We start from the raw sequence: 17,415 nt of genomic DNA, 5'->3' as shown, positions 1-17,415 counted from the left end.
CGGAACCGCGGTGAAACCGGCACAGCTTGGCAGTCGAACAACCGCACCGTCGACCCGGTTTCCCGGATGGTCCGGCAATGTCCGAAAGATCGTTTCGCCGGGGCGGGGCTGCGACTTCTCCGCAGCCCCGCCCCCGCCGACGGATCAGAGACCGGCGGCGACGACCGAGGTCAGCGGCGCGGTGGAGCCCGCCGCCATCGGGGTGTTGACGGTGCTGAAGCTGGACCAGCGGCCGGCGGTGTAGTCGCCGTCGATGGACCGGAGGTAACCGGTGCCGTCGTTGCCGAAGATCCGAATGGTGTTGCCGGTCGAGGCGGCGGTGATCTGCTGGAGACCGCTCAGCCCGCTGGCCGCGGAGATGTCGCCCCAGCCGGTCCAGTAGCCCTGCGCGTAGTCGCCCGTCGTCTCGTGGATCCGGCCGTTCGCCAGCACCACCACGTGGAAGCGGGAGCCCGGGGTCGACGCGGCCGCGACCTGGGTCATGCCCGCCGGCGAACCGTACGCCGCCGTCACATCGCCATAGCTCCAGCGACCGCGGTTGTAGTCGCCGTCGGCCACCCGCAGGTGACCGTCCGAGCCCAGGATCGCGATGTGCAGCGCATTGCCGGTCGTACCCGCGGCAATGCTCTTCACCCCGACCGGAATCCCCGTCACACCGGTGACATCGCCCCAGGCGCTCCACGTGCCGCTCGTCCGGTCGGCGGAGGACTCATAGACCCGGCCGTTCGCCACCGCCACCAGGTGCGTGCTGTTCCCGATCGAGGCCGCCGAGATCTGGGTGATCCCGGAGAGGCTCCCCATGCCGGAGACCTCCTTCCACGGCAGCCACTGACCCTGCGCGACACCTCCGGACGCCGGGCCGAGGTTGCGGTCCGCGTTGTAGATCTTCCCGTTCACCAGGGCGAACGCGCGCAGGTACTGGTCGGCCGTGGTCGCGGCCGCCATCGACGACACGTCCTTCGGCGCGAACGACACGCCACCCGCCCGGACCGGCAGGAACGGCGCCCACGTCCCGTTCGAGTAGTTGGCACCGGAGTTCAGCAGCTGACCGTCCGAGGTCTGACCGAGCACCTGCACCCGCAGACCCGGCTGCAACGCCGCCAGATACGCCGCGTTGTCGACCTGCAGGGTCTGCTTGCCGACCGTCGTGCGGCCGCCCTCGTCCGTGGCGGTGACCGTCACGGTGTAGCTGCCCGGGGCGCTGTACTGGTGCTTGTAGACGCCGTCCACCGGGGAGCTGCTGCTGAAGCCGTCACCGAAGTCGACCGCGATCCCGGTGACCACGTACGGGGAGGTGACGGTGGGCGTGACCAGGGCGGTGAGGAAGTTGCCGACCTGGGTGCCCGGGGCGACGGTGAGGTCGCCGGGCTGCTTGACCTCGACGCGCTGCGCCGTCGTGGTGGCGGCGACGGCGCCCTGCGGGTCGGTGACGACCACCTGTACCCCGTACGTGCCGGGCGTGGCGTAGGTGTGGGTGACCGCGAGGTCGGTCGAGTGGACGGTGCCGCTGCCGTCACCGAAGTCGAACGCGTAGTCGGCCTGGGCCACGCCCCAGTCGTCGACGGCGGTCGCGGTGGCCCTGACGGTGAACGGCGCCGGCCCCTGCGCCGACGGCACGTCTGCACCGGCCACCGCGACCGAGACGGACCGCAGACCGGTCAGCTCGTAGGCGCCCCGGTCGCGGACACTCCCGCCCGGGGCGGTGTTGGCGACCTTGGGGTCGTCGCCGGGCCGGACGCCGAACAGGTCGGTGTCGGCGCCGGGCGCCGTCGGGTCCGCCGAGTCGACAGCTGCGGCGGCCGCCTCGGTGAGCCGGTCGTACGGCCAGTTCTGGAACGGGGCGAAGCCGAGGTCGAGGTCGACGTCGTGCCCGGCCTGACCGGTCGCCGCGTTGAACGCGGCGGCGCTCCGGTACGCCGTGCCGCCCCAGGTGTAGGCGGAGGCGTCGGCAAACGGGTGGACGGTGTTGTAGTCCACCTTGGAGCCGGTGGTCGAGGGGGCGGAGAGCGAGATCTCCGTCTCCCCGCGGTCGGCGGAGGTGGCGGAGCACTTGGCGTACAGGCCGGTCTCACCGGTGTGGTCGGCGGTGATCACGTTGTTCTCGATCAGCGCGCCGGGCGACGTGCCGTCGATCCTCACGCTCTCCATGCAGGAGAAGGCCATGGTGTTGCCGGTCACCGCGAGCCCGGGGGCGTCGGTGGCCGTGACGGCGGCGGTCTTGGTCCGGTTGAAGTCGTTCCCGGTGATCAGCGAGTCGTGTACCCCCGCCCCGACGCTGATCCCGCCCGTCCGCGCGAACAGGTTCCGGCTGACCGTCACATGGTCGCTGGCACCGGTGATGCGGACACCGTCGGAGCCCTGGTCGTACCAGGCGTTGCGGTCGAGGGTGATCCGCGAGGAGTCGGCGACCGTGACCGTCGGCGCCGGGTGCACGTGGTAGGCGTTGGAGAAGCCCCGGATCACCACGTCGTGCACACCGGTGATTACGAAGTCGGCCGGGCTCCCGTCCGGGGTGAAGATGTACGGCGGGCCGTCCGCGGACCGCTCGCCGACCGGCACGCCGAGGAAGGTGATCGGCCGGTCCGCGGTGCCGGACCGGGTGATGTGCACGCTCTCCTGGTAGCCGGCGTCCGTGGCCGCCACCTGGACCGTCTGCCCGGGCAGCACGGCGGCGGCCGCCGGCGAGATGTGGCAGAACGGCCGGTCCGCCGTCCCGCTGCCGCTGTCCGAGCAGGCCGACGAACTGCCGTTCACGTACAGCGTGGTGGCCGCCTCGGCCCCCGCCGCGAACGAGGCGGCGGGGAAGGCGAGGACGGTGGTCGCCGCTGCCGCCACGAGGGCGGCGGACTGGCGCAGGCGCATGATGGGATCCCCCTGTGAGATGAAGGCCGGGTCGGTCAGAGACCGGCGGCAGCGATGACAGACTGCGGTCCGAACACCGGGCTGCCGGGTACCTGGGCCGCCGCGGACCACTGGCCCGCGGTGTAGTCACCGTTGATGTTGCTGACGATGCCGAACCGGTCGAGGGTGAACAGGCGGAGGCTGTTGCCGGTGGACGCGGCCGCCACCCCGTTGATGCCGCTCAGGCCGCTGGCGGCGGAGATGTCGCCCCAGCCGGTCCAGTAGCCCTGCGCGTAGTCACCCGTCGTCTCGTGGACGCGGCCGCCCGCCAGCACCACCACGTGGAACCGCGAGCCGGGCGTCGGGGCCGCGGCGACCGCGGTCATCCAGGCCGGCGATCCGTAGGCGGCGGTCACGTCGCCGTAGCTCCAGCGGCCCTTGGTGTAGTCGCCGTCCGCCACCCGCAGGTGACCGTCCGAGCCCAGGATCGCGATGTGCAGCGCGTTGCCGGTCGTACCGGCCGCCACGCTCGTCACCCCCGCCGGGATCCCGGTCGCGGCGGTGACATCGCCCCAGGCGCTCCACATCCCGGTCGCCCGGTCCGAGGACGCCTCGTACACCCGGCCGCCTGCCACTGCCACCAGGTGGGTGCTGTTGCCGATCGACGCCGCCGAGATCTGGCTGATCCCCGCGAGGCTCCCCGTGCCCGAGACCTCCTTCCACGGCAGCCACTGACCCTGCGCCACCCCACCCGACGCCGGACCCAGGTTCCGCTCCGCGCTGTAGATCTTCCCGTTCACCAGCACGAACGCCCGCAGGTACTGATCAGCCGTGGTCGCGGAGGCCATCGACATCACGTCCTTCGGCTCGAACGACGCGCCCCCCTGCGGAACGGGGAGGAACGGCGCCCACACCTTGCCGGTGTAGTTGGCCCCGCTGTACTCCAGCCCGCCGGCCGTCCCACCGAGCAGTTGGACCCGCTCGCCGGGCTGCAGTGCGGCCGTGTAGGAGGCGTTGGTGGCCTCGACGGTCTTCGTGCTCACGACCGTGCGCCCGCTCTCGTCCGTGACGGTGACGGTCACGATGTAGGTGCCCGGCGCGTTGTACTGGTGCGAGGTGGCGCCGGCGCCCGAGAAGGCCCGGTGCGTACCGTCGCCGAAGTCGATGTCCTCCTTCGCGATCACCCAGGGGGACCGGGCGGCCGGGTCCACCGTCAGGATCAGCCCGCTGTCCACTCCGACGGTGAGGTCGGTGGTCAGCTCACCCGGCTGGTTGACCACGACGCGGCCGGCGGACTGGCCGTAGACCCGGCCGCCCTGTGCGTCGGTCGCGAGCACGTTCACCTGGTAGGTACCGGGCGTCGCGTACACGTGGGTGACGGTCGGCGTGGGTGAGTGCACCGGCTCGCTACCGTCGCCGAAGTCGAAGAAGTAGTCGGCCTGGGCCACCCCCCAGTCGTTGACCGCCGCGGCCGTGAGCTTGGCGGTGAAGGGTGCGGGCCCCTGCGCGCTGGTGACGTCGGCTCCGGCCGTGGCCACGGCCACCGAGTCCTGTCCGGTGAGCTCGTACGCGCCGCGGTCGCGGACGCCGCCGCCCGGGGCGGTGTTGGCGACTGCGGGGTCGTCCCCGGGCTTGACCCCGATCCGGTCGGTGTCCACGCCGGGTGCGGTCGGGTCGGCCGAGTCGATCGCGGCGGCCGCCGACGCCGGGAGGCCGTTGCCTCCGAACCAGAACGGGGTGGTGAACGCGAGGTCGAGGTCGGCGTCGTGCGCGGCCTGTCCGGTCGCGGTGTGGAACGCGGTGGCCGTCGGGTAGGTGGTGCCGGCCCAGGTGTAGGCCGAGGCGTCGGCCCACGGGTGGACGGTGTTGTAATCCACCTTCGAGCCCGCCGTCGACGCGGTGGAGACCGAGATCTCCGTCTCCCCGCGGTCGGCGGCGGTGGTGCAGGTGCCGGACTGGCCGGGGTGGTCGGCCGTGATGACGTTGTTCTCGACCAGCGCGCCCGCCGAGGCACCGTCGATCTTCACGCTCTCCCGGCAGGAGAAGGCGATCGTGTTGTTGGTGACCGCGATCCCCGGGGCGTCCGTCACGGTCACGGCGGCGCTCTTGGTCCGGTTGAAGTCGTTCGCGGTGATCAGCGAGTCGTGCACGCCCGCCCCGACGGTCACGCCGCCCGAGGACGAGAACAGATCCCGACTCACCGTCACGTGGTCGCTCGCACCGGTGATCGCGATGCCCGCCGTCGGCTTGCCGATCGAACTGCGGTCCACAGTGACCCGGGCCGAGTCGGTGACCGTCACAACGGCGCCGGCCTCCGCGGTGAGCGGGTTGTTGAACGAGAAGCCGCGCACCACCACATCGTGCACGCCCGCCAGCGTCAGCGCGCTGTCGCTCGCCACCGCCGGTATGACCGTGGGGAACTGGTACGGCAGCGGATAGGGCGGAAGCGCCACCCCGACGAAGGTGATCGGCTGTTCCGGGGTCCCCGAGTGGGTGAGGTGCACCGACTCCCGGTAGGTCTTGCCGGCCGAGGCCACCCGGACGGTCTGTCCGGGCAGCACCGCGTTCGCGGCGGCCGAGATGGTGCAGTACGGCTGGGCCTCCGTCCCCGCGCCGATGTCGGTGCACGTCGCCGACCTGTTGTTGACGTACAGCGTGGTGGTGTCGGCCGCGGCCGACGGCGCGGCAGCGGGGAGGGCGAGGAGGCTGGTGACCGCGGCAACGGTGAGCGCGGCGGACTGGCGCAGGCGCACGATACTCAACTCTCGGTGGAAGCGATGATCGAAAATCGGCCAAGCCTCCCACCACGAACCGTCCGGAGTCGAATCGGTTTCCGCTTGGTACCGCAATGTCCGACCAGGGCTCGAACACCGCCCCTCCGGGCGGCGGTTCGCCGCCCGGAGACACCGTCAGGCGGCGGCCGGCTCCGCCGCGAGGTCCGCGGGCTGCGGGGTGGGGTCGCCGGGGCGGCCGGCCCGGCCGAGCAGCAGGGCGACCAGGACAGCGGTGACGGCGAGCGCCAGCGAGCCGCAGCGCAGGGCGAGGTGCAGCCCGTCGACGAACGCCCCGTCCACGGCGGCCTGGACCGGCGGAGGCAGCGCCGGCCCCGACCCGCCGCCACCGGTGTGGCCGACGAAGGCGTCGGCGGCGTGGCCGGCCCGGTCGGCCGGGATGCCGAGGCGGTCGAAGCGGGTGGTGAGGGCGCTGGTCAGCCGGTTGGCGAGGACCGCGCCGAGCACGGCGATGCCGAGGACGCCGCCGAGTTCGCGCACGGTGTTGACGGTGGCCGAGGCCATGCCGGTCAGTTCCGCGGAGACCCGCTGGAGGACGGCGATGGAGACCGGGGTGAAGGTCAGCCCCATGCCGAGGCCCATGGTGCACAGCGTCCACAGGTACTGGACGTAGTGCGCGTGCCCGCCGTACAGCGAGAGTCCGCCGAGGCCGGCCGCGCAGAGCGCGATGCCCAGCACGACCGGCAGCCGCGGCCCGTACCGGCCGGTCAGCCGGCCGGAGAGCGGGGCGGCGAGGACGATCATCGCGGTCATCGGCAGGCCCGCGTACCCGGCGTCGGTGGGCGCCCAGGCGAGGACGCCCTGCAGCATCAACGGCAGGAAGAACAGGGCGCCGAACATGCCGAAGCTGACCATCGTGCCGCTCAGCAGCGCCCCGCAGAGCACCCGGTCGCGGAACAGGCGGAGCTCCAGCATCGGTTCGGCGAGGCGGAGTTCGAGCAGGACGAAGGCGGTGAGCAGGAGCGCCGCGGCGGCGCCGCAGCCGAGGATGCGGGCGTCGGTCCAGCCCCGGGAGGGGCCCTCGATCAGTCCGTAGACCAGCGCCCCGAGTCCGGCGGCGGACAGCGCCAGGCCGGCCAGGTCGATCCGGCGGGCGCGCGGGGCGAGGTCGGGCAGGACCCGGCTCGCCAGGACCAGGCCGACCACTCCGACCGGGACGTTGATCCAGAACACGCTGGCCCAGCCGAAGGCGTCGACCATCGGTCCGCCGATCACCGGTCCGATCGACAGGCCGAGCGCCGAGACGCCGGACCACAGGCCGATCGCGCGGGCGCGCTCGCGCTCGTCGGTGAAGACGTGCCGCAGGATGGCCAGGCTGCCCGGGGTGAGCAGGGCCGCGCCGACGCCCTGGAGCATCCGGGCGCCGACCAGCAGGCCGACCGTGTCGGCGAGCGCGGCGGCGGCGGAGCCGGCGGTGAACAGGGCGAGGCCGAGCCGGAAGACCCGGGTGCGGCCGTACCGGTCGCCGAGCGCTCCGCCGGTCAGCAGCAGTGCCGCGTACACCAGGCTGTAGCCCTCGGCCACCCACTGCAGGCCGCTGATGCCGGTGGAGAGGTCCCGTCCGATCCGCGGCATGGCGATGTTGACGATGACGTTGTCCAGCATGGCCATGAACATGGTGACGCAGAGCGTCCCCAGTGCGAGCCGCTTGTGCCGCCCACTCGACCCCGTCATGGGGACCCCTCCGATCGTGAGCCCCTAACACCGTTAGGGGCAATGGCGAGCCCAGGATCCCCCTAACGGTGTTAGATTGCAAGCGGTATTCAGCCGGAGCCGGCCGGCCCCGCACCCCGAGGAGTCCACCGCCCATGACCGCCGATGGCGCCGCGTCACCCGGCCTGACCAGGGAAGCCCTGGCCCAGGCGGCCCTGCGGGTGCTGGAACGGGACGGCCTCGCCGGCCTGTCCATGCGCAAGGTCGCCGCCGAGGTCGGCGTGAAGGCCGCCTCCCTCTACTGGCACGTCCGCAACAAGGAAGAGCTGCTCGACCTGCTCAACGACGCGCTGATGGCCGACGCCGTGGCACCGCCCCGGACCGGCCACTGGCGCACCCAGTTCCGCGAGTACTGCCTGCTCCACCGGCGGCTGCTGCTCGACAAGCGGGACGCCGCCAAGGTCGTCGCCGGCCGACTCGCCCCGGGACCCCACCTGATCGCCCTGATGGAGGACCAGCTCGACCGCCTGCGCGAGGCCGGCTTCTCCGACGCCGACGCCGCGATGGCGGCCTATCTGCTGGCCGCGTACGTCCAGGGCTTCGTCCTCCAGGAGCAGTCCCCGATCGCCGCCGCCGAGGCCGCCGGCAGCAGCCGCCGCGAGGTGGTCGACGCCGTCGCCGACCGGTTCCGCGCCCTCCCCCGGGACACCTACCCCAACCTGGTCGCGCTCGCCGACGACCTCACCGACCCCGACATGGAGGCCCGCTTCGAGTTCGGCCTCCAGCGCATCCTCGACGGCCTGGCCGCCCTCCTCCCGCCCGACCGCCGCTGAGCGCGCCGACCGCCGCTGACCCGCCCGCTGACCGGCCCGGTTCAGTCGACGATGACGTTCCCCTCCGGCACCGACTGGGCGATCTTCGCGCCGGCGTCGACCAGGGACTGCGTGACCTCCAACTGCCAACCCGGGGCCTCGGCGATCGCCCGGAGGACGTTGGTGTCCAGCGGCGGCACGTTCCGGTCGTGGTCCAGCCCGACCGACCGCATCACCCCGTTGTAGTTGGAGATCGCCAGGAAGTCCCCGCTCGGACGGCGGATCGAGACGGTGGTGACGGTCTGCGGAGTCTCCCCCGTCTCGACGCTCTCCTCACTCCCGTCGTCGAGCATGCGGTCCGTGCAGACCGTGTACGGCCACTTGAGCACCGCCGGACAGCCCCCCGCCCGCCCGCTCCCGCGCTCCATGACGACGACCATGGTCTGCGGGCCGTAGCCGTCGTCGTACCAGACCTTGACCCCGACCGTGTGGTCGGCGTCGGCCTCCCGGCTCGTCCGCTCGAACCGCTCGAACCTCGTGCTGGTGGGCAGCTCGTCACCGAGCAGCTTGAGCATCGCCTCGGGCGTCAGCCGCGCGGTCGGCAGCTCGATCTGCACCGGGCTGGACGACGCGCTCGGCGGGGCCGCCGCCGGCGACGCCGGAGTCGCCGCGTTCCGGAGGTACGGCACGCCGAGCACCGTCCCGGCCACCGCCGCCCCCGCGAGCACGGCGGCGGTCGCGCCGAGCCGCAGGCGGCGCTGCAGGCGTCGGCGGCGGCCCAGCCGGTTGCTCTCGGCGACGATCACGGCCACCGGGACGGTGAGACCCTGGACGCTCTCCTCCAGCAGGGCGCTGAGATCGAAGTCGTGGTTCATCTGGGGTTCCCTCATCGGATCGGTGGGCGGAGTCAGTCCTGGAGGAGGAGCGTCCGCTCCGGGCCGAGGATCTCGCGGAGCTTGGCCAGTCCGCGGAAGCTGATGGTCTTGACGGACGCCTGGCTGATCCCGACCGCCTCGGCGACGGCCTCCACGCTGCAGTCGTCGAGGTAGCGCATCACCACCACCGCCCGGCTGCGCGGCGGCAGTTGGCGCAGCGCCTCGAGCAGGGTCATCCGCGTCTCCAGGCGCCGGCTCTCCTCGGCGCCGGGCGCCGGGTGGTCGGTCACCTCCGCGACGGCGATCTCGCTGGAGCGCCGCAGCCGCCGGTGGTCCAGGTAGGTGCGCAGCAGGACCTTGCGGGCGTACGCGTCCAGCCCGTTGATCTCGTTCTTGCGTCTGAGCCGCCCCCAGACCGGGTACAGCTTCGACAGCGTGGTCTGCACGAGGTCCTGGGCCTGGTGCCAGTCACCGCACATCAGGTACGCCGCCTGGAAGAGCCGCTTGGCCCTGGTGGCCGCGAACTCGTCGAAGTCGAGTTCATCGGTCATCTTCGTCTCTCCCGGGCTGCGCGACGGATCAGGGTCTCGCTGGTACTACACGCGTCACGGGGTGCCGAAAGTTACTCCGTGTCGAGCGTCACTCCGGTACGGCCGTCCCGGCCGGAGACGCCGAAGGCCCCCGGCGCGGCTGCGCGGGGGGCCTTCGGGCGCCGGTCAGAGGCCGGCGGCCGAGATCAGGGAGTTCACGGAGCCGCCGCCGGCCGCCCCCGGGTCGCTCACCGCAGCGACCCTCGACCAGCGCCCGGCGGCGTAGTCGGCGTCCGTCTCGAGGATGTTGCCGTTGGCGTCCAGGGTGAACACCCGCAGGGTGCTCCCGTTCCCGGCGACCGCGACCTGCCGGACACCGTACGAGTTCAGGCCGGTGGCGGCGCTGACGTCGGCCCAGTTGCTCCAGCGCCCGGCGACGTAGTCGCCGCCCGCCTCCATCAGCCGATCCCACACCACGGCGAAGACGTGCAGCTTGCCGTCCGGCGTGGCCGCCACCCCGACCTGGGTCGGCTTGACGTACTGGGTCGGCCAGGCGTAGCCGATCACGGCGGTCATGTCGCCGCCGCTCCACCGGCCGCGGTTGTAGTCGCCGTCGCCGATCCGGATGTGCCCGTCCGAGCCGAGCATCGCGACGTGCAGCACGTTGCCGATGAACGCGGCGGAGACGCTGACATTGTTGGCCGGGAAGCCGAGCGCACCGGTGATGTCGCCCCAGGTCGACCAGGTGCCGGCCGCCCGGTCGCCGGACGCCTCGTACACCCGGCCGTTCGCGACGGCCAGCACGTGGATCCGGTTGCCGGTGGAGGCGGCCGCGATCTGGGTGATGCCGCTCAGGCTGCCCGCGCCGTTCGCACCGGTCACCTCGCTCCAGGGCAGCCACTGGCCCTGCGTCACCCCGCCGGCCGCCGGGCCCAGGTTGCGGTCGGCGCTGTAGATCCTGCCGTCGACCAGCGCGAAGGCCCGCAGGTACTGGTCCGCGGTGGTCGCCGAGGCCATCGCGGTGACGTTCTTGGCGGAGAACCCGGCGCCGGGCACCGGCATGAACCGGCCCCACACGCCCTTGTCGTAGTTCGCCCCGGCGTCGCCCAGCCAGTCCTTGCCGGTCCTGGTGAGCAACTGCACCCGCTTCCCCGGCTGCAGGGCTGCCGTGTCCCGGGCGCTCACCGCGTGCACGGTGCGCTTGGTGACCAGGACCTTGCCGCTGTCGTCGCGGTCGGTGACGGTCAGCTGGTAGTCCCCGGACACCATGTACTGGTGGTAGTAGACGCCCAGGGGGTAGGTCTGGGACTGCTTGGCGGTGCCGTCGCCGAAGTCGATCTCCTCGGAGGTGAACGACCAGGGGGTGCTGGCGTTCGGCTGGATCGTCGCGTACAGCGTGTCGTCGAGGGTCACCACGGGGTCGGCCGCGAGCTGGGTGGTGGCGACCCGGACCTGGTCGGCGCTCGCACCGACCTTGGCTCCGTGCCGGTCGGTGACGACGACGCCGGGGTAGAAGGTGCCGGCGCTCTGGTAGGTGTGGCTGACCGTCGGCGAGGTGGAGTGCACCGGGGCGGCGCCGTCGCCGAAGTCGAACGCGTAGTCGAGCTGCTGGAGCGGCCAGGCGCTCTGCACGGTGGCGGTGGCGGTCACCGTGAACGGGGTGCTGCCCTTGAGGCCGGGGGCGTCCGTGGTGGTCACCGCCAGGGTGACGCTCCCCAGGCCGGTGGCCTCGTAGGCGCCCCGGTCGCGGACGCCGCCCAGGGTGTCGGCCGCGTTCGGGTTGTCGGCGTAGGTGTAGCCGCGCAGGTCGGTGCCCACGCCGGGCGCGGCGGGGTCGGCGGAGTCCGCCAGCGCCGGGTAGTTCAGCGGCGACCGGGCGTACCGGGCGTCGGTGCCGCAGTTCCCGTTGGCGCAGGTGAAGTCGGTGTCGATGTCGTGCGCGCCCTGCCCGGTGGCCCGGAACGCGGCGACGGTCGGGTAGGACGTCCCGCCCCAGGTGTAGGCGTTGGCGTCGGACCACGGGTGGACCGAGTTGTAGTCCACCGTGGTGCCGGCGGTGGACGCCGCGGACACCGAGATCTCGGTCTCGCCGCGGGCCGGGCCCGGCGTGGCGCACGGGTCGCCGGACGCCGGGGCGAACCCGGCGGTGATCAGGTTGTTCTCGATCACCGCGTTGGGCGAGGTGCCGTCGATCTTCACGCTCTCCCCGCAGGAGGACGCGATGGTGTTGTTGGTGACCGCCGTGTTCGGGGCGTCCACGGCCGCGACGGCGGTGGACCTGGTGCCGTCGAACACGTTGGCGGTGACCAGCGCGTGCTGGGTGCCTGCGCCGAGCGCGACCCCGCCCGAGCCGCGGAACGTGTTCCGACTGACCGTCACCCGGTCGCCGCTGCCACTGACCGTGACCCCGCCGTTGTCGGGGAAGTCGTTGCCGTCCACGGAGACCCGCTGGCTGTTCTTCACCGTGACGGCCGGGATACCGGGGTTGTTGCCCGGGGCGTCCAGCTCGAACCCGCGGATCACCACGTCGTGGACGCCGTCCAGCGTGAAGTCGCTGCCCTCCGCCGGGTAGAGCTGCGCCGCCTGCCTGAAGTCGCCCAGAGGGGCGGTGCTGCCGACGAAGGTGATCGGCTGCTCCGCCGTACCGGAGCGGGTGAGGTGCACCGCCTCGCGATACGTGGCCAGACCCCCCGCGACATGTACGGTCTGTCCGGGCTGGACGACCGCAGCGGCGGCCGAGACCGTGCAGAACGGCTGGGCGGCGGTGCCGCTGCCGCCGTCCGAGCAGGCGTCTACCCCGCCATTGACATAGAGCTCGGTCGGCGCCGCGCCCGCTGCCGAGACGGCGGGAACGGTCACGAGGCCGGTCGCGGCCGCAACCACGAGGACGGCCGACTGGCGCAGGCGCACTGGTGTTCTCCCAAGGGGTGGAATCAGGTTCGGGCGCGCTCCGGCGCCCGGACTCATGGATCGAAGCAGGATTCGTGTGCTCAGAAGCCGACGGCACCGATCTCGTCGGCGATGCCCGGACCGGTGGCGGGGGTGGCGTTGAGCACGTTCACCGCCGCGAAGTCCGACCAGCGCCCCGCGGTGTAGTCGCCGGTGGCGTTCAGGACGTTGCCGTTGCTCGCGATGGCGAACAGCCGAAGGCTGTTCCCGGTGGCGCCGGCAGCGATCCGGCTGAAGTCGGCCCGGCCGGTCGCGGCGGAGATGTCGCCCCACCCGGTCCAGTAACCGGCCGCGTAGTCGCCGGTGATCTCGTAGATCCGACCGCCCCTCAGCGCCACCACGTGGAAGCGCGAGCCGGGAGTGGTCGCGGCGGCCAGTTGGTCGGCGCCGAGCGGGCCACCGTACGCGGCGCTCATGTCGGCGCCGCTCCAGCGGCCGCGGTCGTAGTCCCCGTCGGCCACCCGGATGTGCCAGTCGGCGCCCTCCATCGCCACGTGCAGCGTGTTGCCGGTGGTGCCGGCCGCGATGGCGGTGACCCCGCCCGGGAAGCCGACCGCCGCCGTGATGTCGCCCCACCGGGACCAGCCGTGGGACGGGCTGCCGGACGCCTCGTACACCCGGCCGCCGGCGAGTGCCACGACGTGGGTGCTGGACCCTATGGTGGCGACGGCGATCCGGGTCACCCCGGACAGCGGACCGGCCTGCGTCGCAGCGGTCACCTCGTACCAGTAAGGCCACGTCAGTTCGCCCTGCCCGACCGAGCCGGTGCTCGGCCCGACATTCCGGTCCAGGCCGAAGATCCGTCCGTTGATCAGTGTGAACGTCCGCTGGATCTGGTCGGAGCCGACAGCCGTGGCAACCGACTTCACCCAGTCGTTGACGCCGACCGCCTGGTTCAGCGGCAGGCTCCGGGGCTTCGACCAGTACCGGCTGGTGTAGTTGGCACCCGCGTCGACCACCTGCGGCCCGACCGAGGAGACCAGCTGGACCCGCTCGCCGGGCTGCAGCTCGGTCAGCGGGTCGCGCAGCTTCATCTCGACCTGCCGCGAGCTGCTCACGGTCCGTCCACCCTCGTCGGTGGCCGTGACGGTGACGGTGTACGACCCCGGGGCCGCGTAGTGGTGGGTGAAGGCCGAGGTGCGGGCGTTGCCGTCGCCGTAGTCGTACTCGTACGAGTAGATGCGCCACGGCGAGCGGGCATCGGCGATGACGGTCGCGTTCAGGTCCAGGTCCGTCTGGACCCCGAAGCTGAGGGTGAGGTCACCGGGCTCCGTGACGTACGTCCCCTGCGACTCGGCGGAGACTTGGACCCCGTGTGCGTCGGTCGCTGTCACCGTCGCGTAGTACATCCCCGGCTGCTGGTAGACGTGGCCGACGGTCGGTGAAGTTGAGTGCACCGGGGCGGTGCCGTCACCGAAGTCGAAGGTGTAGTCGGTCTGGGGAGTGCCCCACGTGTTGACCACCGTGGCAGTGGCGGTCACTTCGAACGGCGCGGGACCTTGCGAGGCGCGATTGCCGGTCACCGCCAGGGTGACCTTGCGCTGGCCGGTCAGTTCGTAGGCGCCGCGGTCCCGAAGCGCCCCGCCGGGCGCGGTGTTCGGGACGTCGGGGTCGTCCAGCGGACCCATCCCCACCAGGTCGGTGTCCAGCCCCGGCGCTGCCGGGTCAGCCGAGTCGACGGCCGAGCGGTCGGCGTCCGTCAGCCGCTCGTACGAGAAGCTGTCGAGGGTGAGGTCGAAGGTGGCGTCGAGGTCGACGTCGTGCGTGGCCTGGCCGGGCTGCGCGGCGGCGAAGGCGGCGGCGGTCGGGTACGAGGCGCCGCCCCAGGTGTAGGCCGAGGCGTCCGGCCACGGGTGCACCGTGTTGAAGTCCACCTTCGACCCGGAGGTGGACCCCGCGGAGACCGAGATCTCCGTCTCCCCGCGCCCGTTGGCCGCCGTGGTGCACACCGCGTCGGCCGGCCCGCTCCCCGGGGGGTGGATGGCGCCCGCGTGCTGCGCGGTGATCACGTTGTTCTCCACGACGGCGCCCGGCGAGGCCCCGTCGATCCGCACGCTCTCGCCGCACGAGAAGCCGATGGTGTTGTACGTGATCGCGGTGTCCGGCGCGTCGGTGGCGGTGACCGAGGCGGTCGCGGCGTGGTTGAAGTCGTTGCCGGTGATCAGCGAGGACCGGGCCCCGGCCGCCACGCTCACTCCGCCGGAGCCGGTCGAGAAGTAGCTCCGTCCGACCGTCACGTGGTCACCGGCGCCCGAGATCCGCACGGCGGGCACCCCGGGCGCGCCCGTGCCGAACCAGAACCGGTCCAGCGTGATCCGCGACGAATCGGTGACGCTCACGAGCGGCGCAGTGCCGGGCGGTGCGTACCGGGCGGTGGCGAAGTTCCGCACCACCACGTCGTGCACACCCGTCAGCTCGAAGGCACTGACCTCCGCGTCGGGCGCCACCGCCGACTTGCCGCCCGTCGGCGCCGTCAGTCCGAGGAAGGTGATCGGCAGCTCCCGCGTCCCCGACCGGGTGACCCGTACCGACTCCCGGTAGTGCGCCCCGCCGTCCTTCACCAGGACGGTCTGCCCCGGCTGCACCGCCGCCGCGGCGGCGGAGATCGTGCAGTAGGGCCGGTCCGCCGCGCCACCGCCGGCGTCCGCGCACGAGGCGGAGGAGTTGTCGACGTACAGCGTGCCCCCGGCAGCAGCCGCATGAGCCGCGACCGGCAAGCCCAGCACAGAGGTGGCTGCAGCTGCAATGAGCGCGGCGGACTGGCGCAGGCGCATGGTGTGTTGTTCCCCCCGGTACGGCGTGTCGCGGCACAGATTGGCACACGAACGCGCCTTCGTCGAGCGGGTTCCCGGCGGGCCGCTCGGAGGATTCCCCGGGGACTCCGCCGTGGCGCTGCGCGCTTCCGGCACGGGGTGGCGCTAGCCTACGCGTGGGGATCGGCCGAGGTGGGGCGGGTGGGACTCGAACCCACGACCAAGGGATTATGAGTCCCCTGCTCTAACCGGCTGAGCTACCGCCCCCCGGACTCGGCATCCGCCGGGTCGACGAGTCGGCCCCGGCAGCAGCAGACGGCCCCTCAGGGCCGCCTCCGGCAGCATAGCCGGTCGATCAGCCCCGGTGCGCGCCGGGGGCGCATCCGGGTACGCCCCCCGGCTGCCCCGGTGGCGGCGCCCGACCGGCCCGGCGAAGCTTGATCGAGTCGGTCCGGGCGAGGGCGGTGGCGGTGTGAGGCGGGTCGGGTACGCGGTCCTGGCGGTGGCGCTGGCGGGCTCGGTGGCGGGGTGCGGTTCGTCGGGCGGGACGTCCGGGAGCACCCCGGGCGGGGCGTCCGGCGCGAGTACCACCGGGAACGGCACCTCCGGCGGGGCGTCCGCGCACGGATGGACCAAGGACCGGCTGAAGGCCGCGGTGGCCCGGCACGGCGGCACCACCCGCACCGCGAAGGCGACCCCGCTGAACAGCCTGGTCGGCGCGGTGTTCACGTCCGGCGCGGACGGCGACCACTTCTGCACCGCGAGCGTGGTGGACAGCCCGGGACGGAACCTGATCGTCACCGCCGCGCACTGCCTGGCCGACCCGGGCGCGGGCGCCCGGACCCGCGGCGACCTGGTCTTCGTGCCGGGCTACCGCGACGGCGACACCCCCAACGGGGTGTGGCAGCTCGGGACGGTCACCGTCGATCCGAGCTGGGAGAGCAGCGGCAACCAGGACATGGACGTGGCCTTCGCCACCGTCCAGCCGCTCAACGGGCAGCAGGTGCAGCAGGTGCTCGGCGCCAACAAGCTGGGCACCGACCGCGGCTACCAGCTGCCGGTCAAGGTGACCGGCTACCCGAGCAGCGGGGACGCCCCGATCACCTGCGCCAACAACACGACCGAGCAGAGCCCCACCCAGTTGCGGATCGACTGCCCCGACTACACCGGCGGCACCAGCGGCAGCCCCTGGGTCACCGACCTGGACCCGGCGACGCACACCGGCACGGTGGTCGGGGTGATCGGTGGCTACCAGGAGGGCGGGGACACCCCCGATACGTCCTACTCCAGCTATTTCGGCGACCAGGTGCAGGCGCTCTACCAGCAGGCCACCACAGGGTCCTGACGGCCCGTCCCGGTATCGTGCTGCCCGTCCGCCACAGCGGCGGCACCTGTGGATACGGAAGCGAGACCACTCCATGGCCCGGCCCCGGCGCCGCCCCGCCGCCCTCCCCCGCCAGTGGCGCTCCGCGCCCGCCCCGGCCGTCGTGGTGGCCGTCGCGACCGTCGTGCTGACCGCAGGCTGCGCGGTGACCGGCGGGCACCCGGAGCAGGCCGCCCGGCCGACCGCCGGCCCCGCACCCGCGGACGCGGCGGGCAAGCGGGTCGGCGCGCTGTTCAAGGGGCGGCTGGACGGGCCCCGGATGTGCACCGCCAGCGTGGTCGCCAGCCCGGGGCACAACCTGCTGGTCACCGCGGCGCACTGCGTGCACACCGCGGAGCGCGGGACGGAGGACGGCCTGGTGTTCGCCCCCGGCTACCGCGACCGGCAGGCACCGTACGGGAGTTGGCCGGTCACCTCGGTCGTCGTGGACCCGCGGTGGGCGGACGATGAGGACCCGGACTACGACGTGGCGTTCCTCACCGTCGGCGAGGTCGGCGGGCGGCGGATCGAGGACGCGGTGGGCGCCAACCGGCTCGCGACCGGGCTCGGCTTCGGACTCGAGGTGACCGTGACCGGCTACCCGAACGAGAGCGCCGAACCGGTCTCCTGCCTGGCCCGCACCACCTCGCTCAGCCCCACCCAGGAGCGCTTCGACTGCGCGGGCTACACCGACGGCACCAGCGGCAGCCCCTGGGTCACCGGCGGCGACCGGCTGGTCGGCGTCATCGGCGGCCACGAGGAGGGCGGTCTGACGCCCGACACCTCGTACAGCATCACCTTCGACGACCGCGTCGCCGCCGTTTACCGCGAGGCCACGTCGTGACCC

At 72.7% G+C, this 17,415-nt stretch carries 10 protein-coding genes and 1 tRNA gene; 3 read left to right on the top strand and 8 right to left on the bottom strand.

The features are described 5' to 3' along the window. Window positions 1-144 precede the first annotated feature (144 nt). The 3 genes from FHR36_RS18275 to FHR36_RS18265 all read right to left on the bottom strand — a co-directional run bounded on the left by FHR36_RS18275 (window position 145) and on the right by FHR36_RS18265 (window position 7,307). Window positions 145-2,862 carry a PKD domain-containing protein gene (locus tag FHR36_RS18275; RefSeq protein ID WP_253798498.1) on the bottom strand — a complete coding sequence of 906 codons (2,718 nt, stop codon included), beginning with the start codon at window positions 2,860-2,862 and terminating at the stop codon, window positions 145-147. Between the two features lie 35 nt (window positions 2,863-2,897). Beyond that, the gene (locus FHR36_RS18270) at window positions 2,898-5,594 is read right to left on the bottom strand and encodes a PKD domain-containing protein (RefSeq protein ID WP_253799409.1); all 2,697 of its coding nucleotides are present in this window, start codon (window positions 5,592-5,594) and stop codon (window positions 2,898-2,900) included. Window positions 5,595-5,750: 156 nt separating this feature from the next. After that, the gene (locus FHR36_RS18265; protein ID WP_253798496.1) at window positions 5,751-7,307 is read right to left on the bottom strand and encodes an MFS transporter; all 1,557 of its coding nucleotides are present in this window, start codon (window positions 7,305-7,307) and stop codon (window positions 5,751-5,753) included. 134 nt (window positions 7,308-7,441) lie between these two features. Between FHR36_RS18265 and FHR36_RS18260 the strand changes: the two genes are divergently transcribed. Then, the gene (locus FHR36_RS18260; protein ID WP_253798494.1) at window positions 7,442-8,119 is read left to right on the top strand and encodes a TetR/AcrR family transcriptional regulator C-terminal domain-containing protein; all 678 of its coding nucleotides are present in this window, start codon (window positions 7,442-7,444) and stop codon (window positions 8,117-8,119) included. Window positions 8,120-8,160: 41 nt separating this feature from the next. Here the strand turns inward: FHR36_RS18260 and FHR36_RS18255 are convergent, their stop codons facing one another. The 5 genes from FHR36_RS18255 to FHR36_RS18235 form a co-directional block, all read right to left on the bottom strand. Beyond that, the gene (locus tag FHR36_RS18255; RefSeq protein ID WP_253798491.1) at window positions 8,161-8,973 is read right to left on the bottom strand and encodes a hypothetical protein; all 813 of its coding nucleotides are present in this window, start codon (window positions 8,971-8,973) and stop codon (window positions 8,161-8,163) included. 32 nt (window positions 8,974-9,005) lie between these two features. Next, window positions 9,006-9,524 (bottom strand): SigE family RNA polymerase sigma factor, encoded by a 519-nt coding sequence (locus FHR36_RS18250; protein ID WP_253798489.1) that lies wholly within the window; start codon window positions 9,522-9,524, stop codon window positions 9,006-9,008. Window positions 9,525-9,689: 165 nt separating this feature from the next. After that, the gene (locus FHR36_RS18245; protein WP_253798488.1) at window positions 9,690-12,413 is read right to left on the bottom strand and encodes a right-handed parallel beta-helix repeat-containing protein; all 2,724 of its coding nucleotides are present in this window, start codon (window positions 12,411-12,413) and stop codon (window positions 9,690-9,692) included. A gap of 80 nt (window positions 12,414-12,493) precedes the next feature. Further along, a complete protein-coding gene (locus FHR36_RS18240) occupies window positions 12,494-15,226 on the bottom strand; it encodes a PKD domain-containing protein (RefSeq protein WP_253798485.1) in 2,733 nt (910 codons plus the stop codon). Between the two features lie 172 nt (window positions 15,227-15,398). Next, window positions 15,399-15,472 (bottom strand) — tRNA-Ile (locus FHR36_RS18235). Window positions 15,473-15,677: 205 nt separating this feature from the next. Here FHR36_RS18235 and FHR36_RS18230 point away from each other — a divergent pair. Further along, a complete protein-coding gene (locus FHR36_RS18230; protein WP_253798482.1) occupies window positions 15,678-16,550 on the top strand; it encodes a trypsin-like serine peptidase in 873 nt (290 codons plus the stop codon). A gap of 73 nt (window positions 16,551-16,623) precedes the next feature. Then, a complete protein-coding gene (locus tag FHR36_RS18225) occupies window positions 16,624-17,412 on the top strand; it encodes a trypsin-like serine peptidase (protein WP_253798480.1) in 789 nt (262 codons plus the stop codon). The last annotated feature ends 3 nt before the right edge of the window (window positions 17,413-17,415 follow it).

It is taken from the genome of Kitasatospora cinereorecta (assembly GCF_024172095.1).
Taxonomy (GTDB): domain Bacteria; phylum Actinomycetota; class Actinomycetes; order Streptomycetales; family Streptomycetaceae; genus Kitasatospora; species Kitasatospora cinereorecta.
Note: the sequence above shows the minus strand (reverse complement) of the source record. Positions and strands in the feature narration are given on the sequence as shown.

Coding starts and splice junctions, on each gene's coding strand:
- FHR36_RS18225 (WP_253798480.1), top strand. CDS start 16,624: ATGGCCCGGCCCCGGCGCCGCCCCGCCGCCCTCCCCCGCCAGTGGCGC.
- FHR36_RS18265 (WP_253798496.1), bottom strand. CDS start 7,307: ATGACGGGGTCGAGTGGGCGGCACAAGCGGCTCGCACTGGGGACGCTC.
- FHR36_RS18240 (WP_253798485.1), bottom strand. CDS start 15,226: ATGCGCCTGCGCCAGTCCGCCGCGCTCATTGCAGCTGCAGCCACCTCT.
- FHR36_RS18255 (WP_253798491.1), bottom strand. CDS start 8,973: ATGAACCACGACTTCGATCTCAGCGCCCTGCTGGAGGAGAGCGTCCAG.
- FHR36_RS18250 (WP_253798489.1), bottom strand. CDS start 9,524: ATGACCGATGAACTCGACTTCGACGAGTTCGCGGCCACCAGGGCCAAG.
- FHR36_RS18275 (WP_253798498.1), bottom strand. CDS start 2,862: ATGCGCCTGCGCCAGTCCGCCGCCCTCGTGGCGGCAGCGGCGACCACC.
- FHR36_RS18260 (WP_253798494.1), top strand. CDS start 7,442: ATGACCGCCGATGGCGCCGCGTCACCCGGCCTGACCAGGGAAGCCCTG.